This window comes from Paenibacillus chungangensis (genome assembly GCF_042675905.1).
Classification (GTDB): Bacteria; Bacillota; Bacilli; order Paenibacillales; family Paenibacillaceae; genus Pristimantibacillus; species Pristimantibacillus chungangensis.
In genome coordinates this window covers 331,638-348,034 of the sequence record NZ_JBHTJZ010000004.1, presented here as the reverse complement: position 1 = coordinate 348,034, position 16,397 = coordinate 331,638, and the positions used below count along the sequence as shown (strand labels likewise).

The 16,397-nt window shown below is 49.1% G+C and carries 13 protein-coding genes; all 13 read right to left on the bottom strand.

The window, feature by feature from the left end:
* Window positions 1-12 precede the first annotated feature (12 nt).
* Window positions 13-1,641 carry a hypothetical protein gene (locus ACFQ2I_RS02200; protein ID WP_377561850.1) on the bottom strand — a complete coding sequence of 543 codons (1,629 nt, stop codon included), beginning with the start codon at window positions 1,639-1,641 and terminating at the stop codon, window positions 13-15.
* A gap of 50 nt (window positions 1,642-1,691) precedes the next feature.
* Window positions 1,692-2,585: a carbohydrate ABC transporter permease gene (locus ACFQ2I_RS02195; protein WP_377561849.1), complete on the bottom strand. Its 894-nt coding sequence runs from the start codon at window positions 2,583-2,585 to the stop codon at window positions 1,692-1,694.
* A gap of 13 nt (window positions 2,586-2,598) precedes the next feature.
* Window positions 2,599-3,366 carry an ABC transporter permease gene (locus ACFQ2I_RS02190; RefSeq protein WP_377561847.1) on the bottom strand — a complete coding sequence of 256 codons (768 nt, stop codon included), beginning with the start codon at window positions 3,364-3,366 and terminating at the stop codon, window positions 2,599-2,601.
* 264 nt (window positions 3,367-3,630) lie between these two features.
* Entirely contained in the window at window positions 3,631-3,795 is a 165-nt protein-coding gene (locus ACFQ2I_RS02185) for a hypothetical protein (RefSeq protein WP_377561846.1), read from the bottom strand.
* A 32-nt stretch (window positions 3,796-3,827) separates the two neighbouring features.
* Window positions 3,828-6,083, bottom strand: a complete 2,256-nt coding sequence (locus ACFQ2I_RS02180; protein ID WP_377561845.1) for a helix-turn-helix domain-containing protein — start codon at window positions 6,081-6,083, stop codon at window positions 3,828-3,830.
* 155 nt (window positions 6,084-6,238) lie between these two features.
* On the bottom strand, window positions 6,239-7,822 hold the full coding sequence (locus ACFQ2I_RS02175; protein WP_377561844.1) for an arylsulfatase: 1,584 nt from the start codon (window positions 7,820-7,822) through the stop codon (window positions 6,239-6,241).
* A complete protein-coding gene (locus ACFQ2I_RS02170) occupies window positions 7,819-9,444 on the bottom strand; it encodes a sulfatase-like hydrolase/transferase (protein ID WP_377561843.1) in 1,626 nt (541 codons plus the stop codon). Before ACFQ2I_RS02170 ends, ACFQ2I_RS02175 begins: the two co-directional genes overlap by 4 nt.
* A gap of 29 nt (window positions 9,445-9,473) precedes the next feature.
* Window positions 9,474-10,934, bottom strand: a complete 1,461-nt coding sequence (locus tag ACFQ2I_RS02165) for a sulfatase-like hydrolase/transferase (protein WP_377561842.1) — start codon at window positions 10,932-10,934, stop codon at window positions 9,474-9,476.
* 38 nt (window positions 10,935-10,972) lie between these two features.
* Window positions 10,973-12,043, bottom strand: coding sequence for a Gfo/Idh/MocA family protein (locus ACFQ2I_RS02160; RefSeq protein ID WP_377561840.1), 1,071 nt, complete (start codon window positions 12,041-12,043; stop codon window positions 10,973-10,975).
* Complete coding sequence (locus ACFQ2I_RS02155; RefSeq protein WP_377561839.1) at window positions 12,036-12,824, bottom strand: sugar phosphate isomerase/epimerase family protein; 789 nt, start codon at window positions 12,822-12,824, stop codon at window positions 12,036-12,038. Before ACFQ2I_RS02155 ends, ACFQ2I_RS02160 begins: the two co-directional genes overlap by 8 nt.
* Window positions 12,825-12,849: 25 nt before the next feature.
* Complete coding sequence (locus ACFQ2I_RS02150; RefSeq protein WP_377561837.1) at window positions 12,850-13,590, bottom strand: sulfite exporter TauE/SafE family protein; 741 nt, start codon at window positions 13,588-13,590, stop codon at window positions 12,850-12,852.
* Between the two features lie 246 nt (window positions 13,591-13,836).
* On the bottom strand, window positions 13,837-14,973 hold the full coding sequence (locus tag ACFQ2I_RS02145) for a glycerate kinase family protein (RefSeq protein ID WP_377561836.1): 1,137 nt from the start codon (window positions 14,971-14,973) through the stop codon (window positions 13,837-13,839).
* 156 nt (window positions 14,974-15,129) lie between these two features.
* On the bottom strand, window positions 15,130-16,293 hold the full coding sequence (locus ACFQ2I_RS02140) for a CdaR family transcriptional regulator (RefSeq protein ID WP_377561834.1): 1,164 nt from the start codon (window positions 16,291-16,293) through the stop codon (window positions 15,130-15,132).
* Window positions 16,294-16,397 lie beyond the last annotated feature (104 nt).

The window sequence follows — 16,397 nt, the reverse complement described above, 5'->3', positions numbered from 1 at the left end:
CATTCGCCCCAGTTATTTGCGAATCGCGTCGTAATATTTCTGAGCAATGTCGGTACGCCCTTGCAGATTCATCTTCTCTAATTGCTTGACCATCTCGTTCCAAGTGGCCTCAGGATTCGGTTCAAGCACGATCTTCGCCAGCATTTGATCTAGAAATCCGTTAGGGCCCTGTACGTCGATTCCCCAAGCCGTAATCGCCGGTTCGTCTTCAAGAGAATAGAGCACCGCTCTGGGATACCATTCATCGGGTGTGAACGGTTTATATCGCTCATTAATCTTCGCCTTCACAATTTCATTCTCAGGGTCCGCCGCTTTGACATCATCCGGCAGCACAATACTCACGCCTTGCGGCCCCGGCGCCTCGCTGACGCGCAATTCCATATCTGTCATGCCTTCTGGAACCGGTATCGGTACCAATTGGTCGCCTTCTTCCTTCCAGGCGGTATTGATCATGCCGAAGTTCGCCTGGAACGACATTTTCGGCTCCAGCGCTGCATCAATCCATTTCATCGTAATTTCCGGATGTTTATTGGCTCTCGTGATACTGAAAGCGTCGATATTCATATTATTATCCTGAATTTGCCAGCCAGCCTTGCCATCCGGACCTTTCAACGGCTCCAGCAGTGCGTATTCCGTATTCGTGCTGCCTAATATCGAATAATCGCTCCAGCCGAACCAGACGCCAACAATCGGCGTTTTGCTCGTTAGCTTGGACTTGTATACGGAGACATTGTGCGTAAAAATTTCTTTGTCGATCAGATTTTCTTGATAAAGCTTATTCAAGTAAACAAGGAAATCGCGGTTTTCCGGAAGCGTCGGCGCAAAGCTCACTTCACCGTTCTCCACATGCCAGAATCCGTTCGTGCCGGACGGGAAAGTTTTGCCGAATGCTCCTGCCAACGGTGTCGGGCTATAGAAATGGTGCTTCAAGTCCAGGAAGCTGAATGGAATCTCATCCTTCTTGCCGTTCCCGTTCGGATCCCCGTCGCGGAACGCTTTAAGCACTTCGAAGAATTCATCTGTAGTAGTCGGCATGCTCAGTCCCAAGTCGTCCAGCCATTTCTTATTGATATACATGGCGGAAGGAATCATGTTGTTATTGTGATTGAAGACGGCATTGGGCAACGTATAGATTTGACCGTCCGAAGCTGTAACGGACTTTTTCAATTCCGGATTTTTTTCGAAGGCCGCTTTTACGTTTGGCGCATATTTTTCAATCAGCTCATCAAGAGGTATGATGACGCCGTCGGCCGCATTTTTCACGACATCCTTCAACGCCCCGGAACCGTAGAAGGCATCGGGCAGATCGTTGCTTGCAATGGCCAGATTTACGACTTCCGCACTGTTTTGCTGCGTCATTAGCGTCCAATCAATGTTGACATTGGTTTGTTCTTTCAAGATTTTGAAATACTCCAAATCGTTATACTCTTTTTTCTGCACCGCGTTTTTAATCGTGTATATTTTCAGCGTGACGGGCTCGGCCAGCGGAAATTCGACTTCGGTTGCCGCGCCTTCTCCCGTTGTCTCTCCATTCCCGGTATTGTTCGGCTCATTGGTGCTGCATCCCGCCAGCAGCAGAGTCCCTGCAAGACAACCCGCAGCAAGCGCCTTTACCCAGCGTGTGTAGTTACGTGTAATCATTGAACATTCTTCCCTTCTTTAATTTAATTTTATTAATCCTCTTATCCGGGTTACCCCTTCAAAGAACCAACCATAATGCCATGTACAAAATAACGTTGCGCAACTAAATACAAGATCAGCATCGGCAAGCTGGCGACAATAATTACGCCATATTTGATCTGTTCCGCCGCTTTCAAATACATGAGAGTCTCCATCGTACCGTCCAGCATTTCACTCTGCGCTTCGCTCTGAATCAGAATGGACCGAAGCACTAATTGTAGTGGATGCAACGCCTCGTCTCGCAAATAGAGGAGCGCCGGAAAATAAGAATTCCATTCGCTGACTGCACTAAAGAGACCGACAACAGCAATAATTGGCGTAGACAACGGAAGCACGATGCTAAAGAAAAACTTCCAATTGGTGCAACCATCAATAAAAGCGGCTTCACGCAGCTCATCCGGGATTGAAGATTGAAAAAACGTTCTAGCAATGATGAGTTGAAACACCGTTACGGCCGACGGAATAACCATTGCCCACAAGGAATTCAACATGCCAAGGTCTTTCACGAGCAAATAAGTCGGGATGAGACCTCCTTGAAAAAACATAGTAAATACAATGCCGAACATGAAGATGTTGCGTCCTACTAAATCTTTGCGTGAGAGCGCATACCCCGCAGTAATGGTTAAAGACACTTTAATGATCGTCCCAACGACCATGTAAATAAGAGAGTTCATATAACCAAGCCAGATTCGCTGGTCTTGAAAAATCCTCTCATAGCCTATTAATGTTACATCTTTCGGTATCAGCATGGTACGTCCCTGATTGACGGCGTCCGGGTCGCTAATCGAGGCGATGACGATAAAATAGAGCGGATAGATGACAACTGCCAGTATTAGTATAAAGAAGCTCAGGTTGGCCCCGTCGAACCAACGATCCCCGTTGCTCCTCTTCCAAGTTTCATTCAAGATCTATCCCTCCTCACCATAACGAATTTTGTTTCATGGCTTTCGCCAATCTATTCATAACGATTAATATAATAAAATTGGCAACATTATTGAACAAACCGACTGCGGCGGAGTAGCTGAATTGCGTATTCAATATCCCCCGTTTGTAGACATACGTCTGCACGATTTCTGACGACTCTGCATTCAACGAATTCTGCAGCAAGTAAGCCTTTTCAAATCCGACTGTCATAAAATGTCCCATATTCAAGAGAAGCATAACAATTACCGTAGGCATAATGCCCGGCAAATCGATGTTCAGGATTCGCTGCAGCTTGCTCGCACCGTCAACAACGGCCGCTTCATGCTGTTCCGGATTGATCGATGTGAGCGCAGCCAAATAGATAATCGTTCCCCAGCCGGCATTCTGCCATACGCCAGACCAAACAAAGATGCTCTTGAACCATTCGGGCTCTCCCAGAAAGTTGATGGCCTCCAACCCGATCATGCCCAGCATCTGATTGACGATTCCCGTGCGAACGCTCAGAAACAAGTATAAAATCCCTACCAAGACAACAACGGAAATAAAGTGCGGCGCATAAGTAATCGTTTGGACAAGGCTCTTAAATCGCTTGGAACGCAATTGATTCATGAGCAATGCCAGCATGACCGGTATTGGAAATAATACCAGCTCATAAGCTGAGATCAATAACGTATTTTTAAGCACATCCATAAATTGCGGTGAGCTTAAAAACGCTTCAAAGTGCTGCATGCCGACCCATGAGCTGCCCCATATCCCTTTCATCGGTCTAAAATCTTTGAAGGCGATTTGCAAACCATAAATCGGGCCGTACTGGAAAATCACAAAATACAAAAGTGTCGGAAAAAGCAATACATAGAGCTGCCAATTCACTTTTATGGCAAGCCAGGTTCTATTGAAACCTGTGACCGCAAATCTTCTTCTTGGCTGCGGTTCTGTACGAACTTGCATCCTTCCCCATCCTTCCCCAGCTTGATTAACAACTCGATGCAAGCGCTATCAGTTGTTGTTATCCCATCATACGGGCAGCTAGAGTGACGGGCAATTTGTCAATGCGCTTAATATATGCGAGAAGAAGTATGCCGAATGGATCAGACCGAATATGCGCTTTCTCGCATACTTTAACAAGCCTCGCTTATCGAAAAATACGGTAATCACAACAAAAAAGGCGAGTTGAAGCAGCTTCATCCTCATGCTGCTCCCCCTCACACTCTCCTTGCAAACTGCTATGATTTGCGGCGCAAAACACCCGCCTTGCGGTATTCCCCCGGAGTCATCATCGTTACTTGCTTGAACTTTCGAATAAAGCTGGAAACATCGCTGTACCCGACTTTCTGGACAATTTCCTGCACGGGATGATCCGTCTCCGCCAACAACGCCTTGGCTTGATTCATCCTTAATTCATTCACATAATCGTATATCGTCTGTCCGGTCTGCTCCTTGAATATTCTTCTTAAATGAGATACCGAGCAAGATAACTCATCAGCCATATTCTGAATGGCGAAATCTTGAACCAAGGCATGTCGTTGCAAATATCTCATGACGGAACTTATGAATTCATCTTCCAGATCGTTGCTAATCATTCTTTCCACTTGCTTGAAAGCTTCGTCGCATACCGTGTATACTCTCTCGCCCAGCTCTTTAATGGTATGGATTCTTGATAATGTAATCATATCCGGGAATACAATTCTCTGCTGCTGGAAACCGGGAACATCCTGAAGCACTCTCCATACGAAATTAGTAATTTCGAAGCATAAGCTCGTCGCTTGGAATAGCGTACCGCTTTCCTTCATAATCTTTTGAATAAATTCCGCGATAAGTTCCCGGGCTTCCATGAATTTGCCTGTCAACAGATACTGTTTGAGTGCATCAAAGTCAAGCTCCGGCTGACCGTTCGAGTTAAGCTCCAACTGCTGAATACCTTCGAATGATATGACGATCCCTCTCCCCATAACGCTGGCGTAATTAAGCGATGAATTCGCTTGAAGGAACGAGATCGGAAGCTCATGCAGTGTATTTTGAAAGGTACCTACCCCAATCGTAGGGGGACTGCCAAGCTCTTGTGCCAACGTGCTGTGTAGGTCGCTCCAGATGAGATTCATCGTCTCCGTACAATCCGACTTCTGATATAGAATGGCCACACGACCTTGCTCGATTAGACTAATGACGTACATGCGGCCCGTGGATTCATGTCCGGCCGCCTCTTCCAGCTTGTCCATCAGTTCCGAAGAGTCATTGTCCGCATCAGGCAACTCAATAACTGCGACCTGAGTTGGAACGGGCTGCAGACGTAATCCCAGGCTTTTCCCCTGCTCATTGAATGCGTCTAGATCGTCATGCAATCCTCGCAGCAGATCACCAAGCATCTGCTGACGCAAAGCAGGCACTGACCTTTCCATTTTTTCTTTCATGTCCAATTCCAGCTGCTCCGCCAGTTGCAACGCCTTCCGGATTTGCCCGATTCCCCTGGTCTGCGCGGATCTGCTCCCCCACTTCGATTCCACGAATTCGATCAATTCCTGCAGCGGATTAAAGTTCATATGCATTAATAAGAAAATAATAATGGAACCAGCAATCAGAATAAGAGCTAATGCCATAAATCCCCGATTCCGAAGATGATAGACCGCTTCCATTAATTCATCGTGCGGGGTCATCATCATATAATGATAGCCGTTGGAGGATGAAGTCACATGGAACGTCTGGTATTTCACATCCTTGTACTGAAGAGGCTTCTTCACTGGATGTCCCGATGAGGTGATCTGTTCGCGAACGAATGCTTCCGCTTGCTCAATTGGATACAAGGAGGTTAGAATATGACCGGCTTGATCCGCGATTAACGCATTGCCGGCTTTATTCTCCGTTAACGATCCCAGTAATTTGGTGAATTTCATTTCATCAATGAAGAATAGGGCGATCCCTTTGGGCTCGTTGCTGTTAATCGGCAACGGTACGTAATATACGTAATACCTGTCCTTCTCTCCGCTGGGATTAATCTTATGCACAAGAGAGAACTCGGGCTTGGATATAGATTGCATGTGACCAATAATATCGCCGGACTTCTCTGCTTGTATGGCGAATTGACGCTTGAACACATCCTGTGAATAAGAACTTTGATTGGATATGATCGTCCTGTTATTGTAACTGTAAATAGCAAGCTCATCGATAAATTCCGAACTGATTACGTAGTTCAACAAGTTTTGGTTTTGCAGGTTGTGTACGGTTTCATTCGCGGGTGCCTCGAACAACTCCCTGTAATACATTAATTTGGCGGAAATCTGCATGATCTCTCGAAATTCCGTATCCACTTTCTCTGATATTTGAGACAGCATTCTCCAATTGGCATCATAAGCATGCTCTTTCAGCAGACCTAACGTTAAGGTATACAGGGTAAGTCCCATAATGACAATAGGCAAGCCAAGCACCAGAAGATAGGATAATAAGAAACGGTAAAATAAAGGATTCTGCAGTCTTTTCCGCATCATAACTCACGGCTCCTTGAATAGAATTCGCCTTATCTGCAAGCGGTTACATACTATCGTGAAGCTTGTCCATCGATTCATTGCCGGAAGCTGATGGTCTACACGGTTAACATTCAAATAAGAAGAAAGCGGTGTGCACCGCTTCCGAAGTAATATTTCTATTTTATTCGTTTTTGATTTATTTTCAATATGCGTTCTCTGGGAATGACGCCGCACCGATCGGCCCAACGATCGTAAAGCTCTGACAATTCAGCCACCATAGCGGGATAGTTATCCGCTAAGTTCACTAACTCCGAGCGATCCTCTTCCAGATCATACAGCTCCCACTGCTGCGAGTATTTTTTGACCAGCTTCCATCTTCCGATACGAATGGCGCAGTTCCCCTCATGCTCCCAATAAAGCGGCCCTCTGGCAATTGTCTCGCCATCAAAGACAGGTGCAAAGCTGCTTCCTTCAAGAGGCAAGATGGTATTTCCTGCGTAAGTATCCTTATAGGACGTCCCTGTCACCTCAAGCACAGTTGGCATGACGTCGGTCAATTGCAATGGCGTATGATTGATGCCGCCCTTGGTTCGCATTCTATTGGGCCAATGAGCAATGAATGGCGTAGCTATTCCCCCTTCATGCACCCAATGCTTGTATTGGCGGAACGGTGTATTGGACAAGTTGGCCCAAGCTACCCCATAGCTTTGATAGCTGTCCTCCGAGCCGGGCCAGACATCTGGCCGATTACCGAATACGACGTCACTGCCTTCCTTTGTAACCATCGGCGCTACATTTTTTTGACGCGCTCTTTCCTTGGCGGCAGGCTTAATGACCTCAGCGCATCCGCCGTTATCCGACAGGAACAGAATTAACGTGTTATCAAGCTGCCCTGTCCTTTCCAAAGCATCTATGATTTTTCCGATTCCCTGATCCATAGAATCAATCTGTGCCGCATAAACCTCCATACAGCGAAGCAAATAATCTTTATGCTCGGCAAGCTCCCAGCTCGGCTGAGAAGGATCTCTTTCGCTTAATCGACATCCTTCGTTCAGAATACCGCTTTCCTTCAGCCGGGCCAGACGTCTTTCCCTTAATCCATCCCAGCCTGAGTCGAACCGGCCCTTATACTTGGCCGCATCCTCATGCTTCGCGTGCAGCGGCCAGTGAGGCGCTGTGTATGCAACATACATGAAGAAGGGCTGGTCTGCATGGAAGGCGGCATGGTCTTCTACATAGGAAGACGCTTGGACGCTGATTTCATCCGTATAATAATAATCTTCAGGAAGTTCATCTCCGTCAATGTTGTCGTTATCTCTCATTAAGGTCAATGGCCGGAAGTAGCTGCCCGCCCCCGCCAATGTCCCGTAGAATCGATCGAATCCCCGTTGCAGAGGCCATGTATGATTGTCATGACGGATATCGTTGGCCAAATGCCATTTTCCGCTCATGTACGTGCGGTAATCGTTTTGCTTCAGCAGCTCCGCTATCGTCACGCATTGACGATTCAAATTGCCAGGGTATCCCTCAGGTCCGTCATTATCGGTCAAAATGCCAATCCCGGTCTGATGCGGATGCAGCCCCGTCAACAACGACGCCCTCGAAGGACTGCATCTGGCCGTATTATAGAACTGTGAGAATCGAATGCCCTCTGCAGCCAATCGGTCCAGATTGGGAGTCTCGATCTCACCGCCGTAACATCCGATATCGGAATATCCCATATCGTCGTTCAGAATGAGGACTACATTCGGTCGTCTCATTCACTTGTCGCTCCTTCAATAATGAACGTCCCGGATCTTTCCTCGCTATGCTTGTAACCGATGCGAGACGCTCTTACCCTTATTGTTGTTGTTCCTTCTTCAACTCTAATAGGCTCGGAATACAGCTTCCATCTGGCATCTTCCCCGCAATCCGTCGTATAAGCGATCGAGCATCCCTGTGTGGCGCAATAGATCTGAACAAGCAGCGGTCCCGAATAGGTGCCGCCTTCCAATGATCCTTCGATTCCGGGACTACCATCCGCGATAGGAACGAATACGGGGGTCGCCGTCTGCGGTTGTACGCCTTGGGGCCAGAAGCGCTCCACCATCTGATCCTCCGCTACTTCTCCCATGTCCCCAACCCGGTCGCGCCATTCGTCGAGTGCATTCCGAAGCTCATGCAGCTTCTCCCGGTAGTTAGCATCCTTCGCCAGGTTATGCAGCTCGAACGGATCCGATTCCGTATCGTATAATTCTTCGATCGGCCGCTTCTTGAACAAGACCTTCTGCTCTTCCTCCAGCTTCCCTTCCGCATACAAGCGCCAAAGCTCCTGCTGCATAGGATGCTTATTGTTATAGGAGATCCATATCATATAGGGCAACTCCGGGTAATAATTGCGAATATATTTATACCTCTTGTCGCGAACGGCACGAACCATATCGTACGATTGGTCATAGCGATCACGTGTGGCGTAAATATATGTCCTGGCTTGGGCCTGTTCCCCGAGGAACGGCTGACCCTGCATATGGCAAGGCACGTCCACACCGGCTAAGGAAAGAACTGTCGGCCCCAGATCGACCAAGCTCACCAATTGCTCTGATACGGTGTGAGGCTCGATATGACCAGGCCAGCGCACGATAAGCGGAATTCGGATTCCCGCGTCGTACGGCCAGCGTTTAGCCCGTGGAAGTCCTTCGCCATGATCACTCCATAGAAATACAATCGTATTATCGGCCAAGCCGTCCTCTTCCAGTTGTTGCAGGATTCGGCCAACGATCTTGTCCGAGTCGGCGATGTTGTCGTAATGCCGTGCTAGCGCCTCACGAGATTTGCGACTATTGGGAATATACGGAGGAAGCGTCACACGATCGGGGTCGGTCTCCAGCGCATGCCGTTCTTTCTCCGGCCACATACCGCTCTCATGCGTAAGATTGGGGTTAAATACAGAGAAGAACGGTTGGCCTTCTTCCCGGTTCCGCCAATGGGCATGATCGCCTAGTTCATCCCAAGTCGTTATCGGGGGCTCGAATTGATAATCGGTCTTCTTGTTGTTAGTACAGAAGTAACCGGCAGCCCGCAAATATTCGGTGAACGTCTTGACATAATGTGGAACGACCGCCTGATAAGGGGTCGGCAATTCGCTAGAATAAGGATTCGTATGTGTCGTTCTCATATGATGTGTGCCTATGGATGTCTGATACATGCCTGTAATGATGGCTGATCGGCTAGGGGCGCATACGCCGGCTGTCGCGAATGCAAGAGGGAATCGCGTCCCTTCAGTTGCGAGTCGGTCGATATTCGGTGTCCGCGCCAGTCGGTCCCCGTAGCATCCGAATCGCGGGCTTGTATCCTCTAATGATATCCACAATATATTCGGTCGATCATCTGAGCGATTGATCAATCATTCCGCCTCCCGGTTGTCATATGCTGTCATTCTGCTTCATAATCCCATAAGTCCAGCTTTCCCATACCTACCTGTTCCGCCCATGTCTTCATAAATTGCTGTTCCTGTTGCTTCAGGTTAATAGATCTCACGATCTCACTGGAATCCCATTCCTGCTCTACCAGCGCCTCCAGTTCCTCCTTGAAGACAGCATATGCCGGATCGCGAATCACATTATGCCGCTCCATGGGATCACGCTCCAGATCGAACATTAGCATTTCCCTGGAGTCGTGAAAGGCAACCAGCTTCATCTGTCCTCGAATAACGACCCGGATCGCCGTATCCTGCTTCGTCGCCAGTTCGCAATAGAAGGGGCGAGCGCTCCACCTGACTCTGTATGCATCGTTCAACGCATTGGCCAGCAAGCCGCATAAATCTTCCCCTGCCGCTTGAGGCAGGGAGGGCGCTTCTCCTATCCGGCTGAAAGTAGGAGCCAGATCGATCAAGCTGACTGGCACATCCACACGCAGCGACTTCGCAATACGCTTCGTGGAAGCGTTGTTGCCGGAATGCTCCTTCCATATCATCGGCACTCGAACGGCTCCTTCATAGAAGTTGCGCTTCCAGAACATTCCCCGATCGCCCGCCATGTCTCCATGATCGCTCGTATAAATAATAATGGTATCTCTAGACTGTGCCTCCGCCGCTTTCAATACCCGGCCTACATGCTGATCCATAAGCGATACCAAGCCTGCATAGCAAGCTCTCGCCTTCTTCAATTGCTCATCGCTAATCTCATCGGCTTTCAAGCGCTTCCGCCAGCTCTCGAGCCAGGAGTGCTGCATCTCGTCATCTTTGGGTATAAGTCTGTCCTTGTCCGACTCTATTGCTGCCAGCGCCGCATCATAATATGGCTCCGGGCATACATAAGGGTGGTGTGGGCCATAATAGCCAACGGTTAGAAAGAAAGGCCGGTCCGCTTCTTGGTGATCGTTCAAAAATTGCTCGCACGCCTGCGTTACCTGCTCGTCGTACTGAATGACCGGCGAGGTTCCAGGACCTGCATTCCGAATCGATTTGAGCCCCTGTCCTGCGGTACCGGTGAGTTTTCCATAAGGAGTTGACGGGCCACCAGGGTAGCTGGACGTAATATCTCCGACAAGCCTTTTTTGGTAACCGTGTCTTTGATCCGGGCCGACAAAGTGCATCCTGCCGCAAAGCACGGTATCATAGCCGCCTAATGACATGGCATGAGCGATAGTGGGCATATCGGAGCGCAAGTAATCGGAATTCTCGAACACCTGCGTTTGAGACGGATATGTGCCGGCTAGCATCGACATACGCGATGGGACGCAGAGCGGCGAATTGCAATACGCTCGCGTGAATAACACGCCTTCTTCAGCCATTCGGTCAAGATGCGGGGTAGCGACAATTTCGCTTCCCATACAGCCCATGAAATCTCCACGATGTTGATCTGTCATGATCATGATAATGTTTGGACGACTCACGTTGGATCAACCTCCTTCCTTTTCGTGCAATCTGCAATCTATAAGACTACTTCCCTGCCGGTCTCTGCCGAACGATATACCGCTGCAAGAATCGTTATCAGATCTACTCCTTGCTGAGGGCTGAAGATGGGCTCCGCGCCGTGAAGCACGCATTCAACAAAATGATGAATATTCTTTTCATGCGGCGATACGTTTCCTTTGGCGGGCAGTACGGGATGAATATCGGTCAGTTGCCCGGCCGTCTCCGAGAAGATCGACAGCTCCCCTTTCTTCAACAACGCTCCTGATTTCGTTCCCCTCAATTCAACGAAATTCATCTCCTCGCCGATATTGGAAGCCCAACTGAATTCGAGCTGAAGCGTCACATTGTTCTCAAATCGTATAAATCCGATTGCCAAATCCTCGACATCGAATGTTCCGTCCTGCTGCCGCTCCCCGAATTGGCTGTGAACGGAGTCGGACAATTCATTGTTGGCGAACTTCGTGTAGGTAGCGCCGCTTACTGCGACTGGCTTCGGCTGGCCCATCAGCCATACCGCCAAATCGATAAAGTGAACGCCAAGATCGATCAACGGACCGCCTCCGGACAGCTCTTTCGTCGTAAACCATCCGCCTTTACCGGGAATTCCCCTGCGTCTGATCCAACCGCAGCGCCCCGTATAGATCTCGCCCATCAGACCGGAATCGATATAATTTTTAAGATATTGCGACGCTGGAAGGAATCGGTTATTGCGCATCACCATCAACAGCTTGCCGCTATCTTCCGCTGCTTTCTTCATTTTGTACGCTTCTTCGGGATTAACGGCATCCGGCTTTTCGCAGAAGACATGTTTGCCGGCGCGCAAAGCCTGGATCGAGACTTCCGAATGATAGAGATTGGCGGTGCATATGTCAACGGCATCGATATCGTCTCTTGCCAAGAGCTCGCGATAATCCGTGTACACATGCGGCGCCATGGCCTCTGCTGCAATTTGTGCCGCTCGCTCCTCATTCACATCGCACACCGCAACGATCTCAACCTCTTTATGCTTCATAAGCGGCTTTAGATGCTGTTTTTGAAAGATATTGCCCGCTCCAATGATGCCAATCCGTAGCTTATTATTATTCATGCGATTCCACTCCTTCCAGCTCCAGCTGCGCTATCATTCTGTTCACATTATTCCAGCTCACCTGCAAGCAATCCATGGGATCTCGAAGACACTTATCCTGCTCGACTACGTACCACTCCACTCCGTTCCCTTCCCCCCATGACAGTATTTGCTTGAAATCGATTGTCGTGCCGGTTCCAATCTCGGCAAACGCCTGCTCTTCATCGTCTGTCATATCCTTCAGATGAATAATCGGCATCCGTTGACTGAACTTCCGGATATATGCCGATGGATCGTAGCCCGCTCTTCTTATCCAATACACATCGATCTCCGCCAAAATATGATTCGTACTTGCAGGCTCCAGCAAAAAATCAAGTGCCGTTTGCTCATCCACCTGAAGATCGAACTCAAAGGCATGATTGTGGTAGCTCAACCTCATTCCATGTGTTCTCAGCTCTTCGGCGATCCCATTCAGTTCCCGCTTTAGCTGGCGATATCCCAGCTCCGAACGCATAGGAAGCGGGGTGATGGGACATATAATATCCGGCGTATCGAATAGCTTGGCTTCCGCTATGACCCTCGCAAGCTCATTGCGAAGCTCATCAAGCTTGACGTGCATCCCCGCCGTCTTCATCCCCAATTTACGGATTTCTCCGGCCAGTTCGGACGGGTCATAATCGTGGCAGCCCGCCATCTGCACTCCGGCCCAGCCCATTTCACTCAGTCTTCCGAGCACGCCATGAAAGTCTTTTTTGCATTCCTCCCGCAGCGTAAATAACTGCACAGCCAATTTGTCTTTCATTTTCATCCACCTCTTCATTCGGATATTACGAGAACAATACAATGCTAATGCCCGATAGCGAGACGATCGCATACGCGATTCTCTGAACCCAGTGTCGAGGCAATGCGTTGTAGCACTTCAACCCGCTAACGACACCGAGCCATACCGCTCCGAACCCTATTACAATATAGAACCAAACGACAGACGAAATATCTCCGTTCACGCCGTGAACGGATAAAGTGAACACATTTGTGATTACGGCTACCATATGCATGTTCGCCGTATATTCTCCCTTGTCTTGAAAACGATGCAGAAAATACAAAACGAAGAAAGGGCCGCCCACAGCAAATGCTCCGCCAACAAAACCTCCTAGAAATCCGGTAGCAATGACCACGATACGCAAACGGAATAAACCGGTTTCATCGTTGCGTTTTCGATTGACTATGAAGACAACGACGATCGCAATCAACACCATACCCAGCATTTTTTTAATCCATAACGTCTCGCCGAAAACATCCAAAAAGAAAAAAGCAGCAATCCTTCCCATTATCGCGCTTGCTATAATTGCCCGTAACTCTCTTAGAACAACAGATCTTCGGTACTTGATAATGATCCCTAACGATGACACCGTGCTCAATGCGAGAATAATAAGCGTACTGTCTTTTACAGATAAAAAAACGGACAATAAACCAACCGCGACCAAGCCGAAGCCAAAACTGGCCGAGCCTTGAATAAAACTGCCAACGTACAAGATAAAGCAAATGAACAGCAGTTCATATACACCCAAAAACGTTCACGCCTTTTACTCTGATTTCATTGTCTGAACCTTACATCCGTCTCCGCCCTTCTCATTCATCATTCAAAAATGCTAATGTAAGCGTTATCTGTCGCTACCAAATAGTGTTACGGATTAAAGGAATGAATGCAATTTGCCAATTAGAACAAAATATGCGAGATGAGGCTACGAGGATAAATATGACTATTTATCGGCCTCTCTCGCATATTTTTATCAATATCGCTTATTGAGCTTTACTTAGCCGTGCGATACATTCATAGCCCGCAACACTTGCTCCGCGGCTTCCTCCAGCAGTCCTTCCGTCGCAGCCATCGCCTCGCCCAGCGTCATCGGCCGATTCACGATGCTGAATATAGCCATTATCCCATGCTCATATAACAATTCAATGCCCTCACCTACCGAGCCCGCCAATACGATAACGGGGACACCATGGATCTGCGCAAGCCTGGCAATACCAGATAACGTCTTGCCTCTTGCTGTCTGGGAATCGATGCGCCCTTCCCCCGTGATAACAAGATCCGCTCCTGCTATCGCTTCATCCAGACGGGTAAATCGGGATACGATAGATACGCCGGATTCCAGCTTGCCACGCAAGAATGCCTTGATCGCCCCGGCCAGTCCGCCAGCCGCGCCAGCGCCAGGTTCGTGATGGATTGAAATACTCAGCGTCTGTCTAATGATGTCTGCGAAGTGCTCGAGGTTGCTGTCCAACTGCTCCACCATCTCGCTCGTAGCGCCCTTCTGCGGACCGAATACGACGGAAGCTCCATTCTCGCCAATGAAAGGGTTGTCTACATCGCAAGCGACGAGGAAATCGCAATCCTTCAATCGGGCATCCATACCGTCTATTGTAATCGCGTTCAGCTCGCTTAATGCTTCGCCTCCGAAGCCGATAGCTTTGCCAGTGTGGTCCAACAACTCCACGCCCAGCGCCTGCAGCATGCCTGCCCCGCCATCATTCGTCGCACTGCCGCCAAGGGCGAGAATGAACTGCCGACAGCCATGATCCAATGCGGAGACAATAAGCTGGCCGAAGCCGTAAGTCGTCGTCAGCATCGGATTCCGCTCATGCTCCTCGACGAGATATAATCCCGATGCCATCGCCATCTCAATCACACATGTCTTCCCGTCTCCCAAGATGCCGTACCCGGAGCTGATCTCCCTGCCTAGCGGGTCGAGTGCCTTACAGCTTATGTATGTGCCGCTTGTCGCTTGGATTAAGCATTCCATCGTACCTTCTCCGCCGTCCGCCATCGGCATTTTTATGGTATCGCTTTCAATACCTGCTTTCCTGATGCCACGTTCAATCGCAGCGGCTGCGTCTTTAGCAGACAGACTCCCTTTGAATGAGTCAGGCGCAATGACAATTTTCATGTTCGCATCCTCCCGTTTTTGTGCTATCCATTCCTTCCTTTACATTTGATTATAAAGTGGGAATGCAGCTGCCGCTATGTATGAAACATACAAATGATAGATGATACAAAACTATTTTTTTGTATAATTGATACTATTAATCGATTTCCATATCCATCAAACAAACTCCTGCAATGACTCCATCCTGCGCCGCATCATCATCGCCACTTGAAAGTTCACCGCCTCATGGAATTGGCGCGGGTCTCTGCCCGTAAGGGATGCAATCCGATCGAGCCGATACAGTAACGTATTGCGATGAATGGAGATTGCCCCTGCTGTTCGATGCAGATTCATCCCATGATCGAAGAAGGCCTGCAGCGTGTCCAGCAGATGTGGATGCGTCACAAGCTCGCCAAGCACCTGTCGAATGAGTCGCTGTGACGAAGCTGCCGATATCTCGGACAAGACATATGCCAGGCCCGCATCCTCCACATGCACAACCGGTTGGTCATCGTCATGCAGTCGGACGAGCTCCAGCAGCTTGGCCGCTTCTTCGAACGCCTGGCCGATATGCTGCACCTGCTGGCATGTTCGGCCTATGGTAATGATTGTCTCCGCTTGGAATCGTTCCAGCATAAGGGAACGGATGTCGGAAGCAATACGGGTCAGTGATTGTTTGGCATGCTCGCTGGAGGAATACGCTGATACGTCGGCCAGAACGATCCAGCGTCCTCTCGCCAACTGGGCCATCAGCGTCTCTTCGGGTGCCGGGAACAACGCTTCAATCTCCCTTGGATGTATGCGATACACTCTCGTATCTGCAATAAACTTCAGCTCTAGGAGCAGAATAGCGCGAGGCAGCTTCAGATCAATTCCCAGCAGCTCGCCGCGCATATAGAGACTGTCGAGCGCCTCCCGATCCCTGCTTTCCTGACTGATAAGCTCTTGTGCCAAATAGACCTTGGATCGTTCCTTCAGCTCGACTTGCTCCGTCAAATACGATTGCTGCAGCAGCAGCTCTGTCATCATGCGTACCGCGCGGCCGAACGGGCCGACCTCTGACTGTTCCCCGGTGATGCCGATCACTCCGATAACCTCGCTATGGAAAATAATCGGCATATTCATGCCGGGCTTTGCCCCTACCCACTGTTCCGTGTCCGTAACCGTCACTTCCTCACCAAGCCGTACCGCTTCCGCAGCTCCTTGATGCAGCATGCCGATTCGCTCCGAATCACTGGAGCTGATGATCACACCGGACTTGTCCATCACGTTTATATTTAATTGAGTTAATTCCTTCGTCTTCATGACGATCAGATCGCCGATTCTCTTCGTAATCCGCATAGCGCCTCCGGAAGGGTGTATAGTTGGACATATCTTATCATATTCATGATCTACACACATCATAAAAAGCCTCCAACCCACCCTCTGGTGAATTGGAGGCTCTC

Coding starts and splice junctions, on each gene's coding strand:
- ACFQ2I_RS02160 (WP_377561840.1), bottom strand. CDS start 12,043: ATGAATAATAATAAGCTACGGATTGGCATCATTGGAGCGGGCAATATC.
- ACFQ2I_RS02140 (WP_377561834.1), bottom strand. CDS start 16,293: ATGCGGATTACGAAGAGAATCGGCGATCTGATCGTCATGAAGACGAAG.
- ACFQ2I_RS02190 (WP_377561847.1), bottom strand. CDS start 3,366: ATGAAAGGGATATGGGGCAGCTCATGGGTCGGCATGCAGCACTTTGAA.
- ACFQ2I_RS02180 (WP_377561845.1), bottom strand. CDS start 6,083: ATGATGCGGAAAAGACTGCAGAATCCTTTATTTTACCGTTTCTTATTA.
- ACFQ2I_RS02155 (WP_377561839.1), bottom strand. CDS start 12,824: ATGAAAGACAAATTGGCTGTGCAGTTATTTACGCTGCGGGAGGAATGC.
- ACFQ2I_RS02175 (WP_377561844.1), bottom strand. CDS start 7,822: ATGAGACGACCGAATGTAGTCCTCATTCTGAACGACGATATGGGATAT.
- ACFQ2I_RS02200 (WP_377561850.1), bottom strand. CDS start 1,641: ATGATTACACGTAACTACACACGCTGGGTAAAGGCGCTTGCTGCGGGT.
- ACFQ2I_RS02185 (WP_377561846.1), bottom strand. CDS start 3,795: ATGAGGATGAAGCTGCTTCAACTCGCCTTTTTTGTTGTGATTACCGTA.
- ACFQ2I_RS02145 (WP_377561836.1), bottom strand. CDS start 14,973: ATGAAAATTGTCATTGCGCCTGACTCATTCAAAGGGAGTCTGTCTGCT.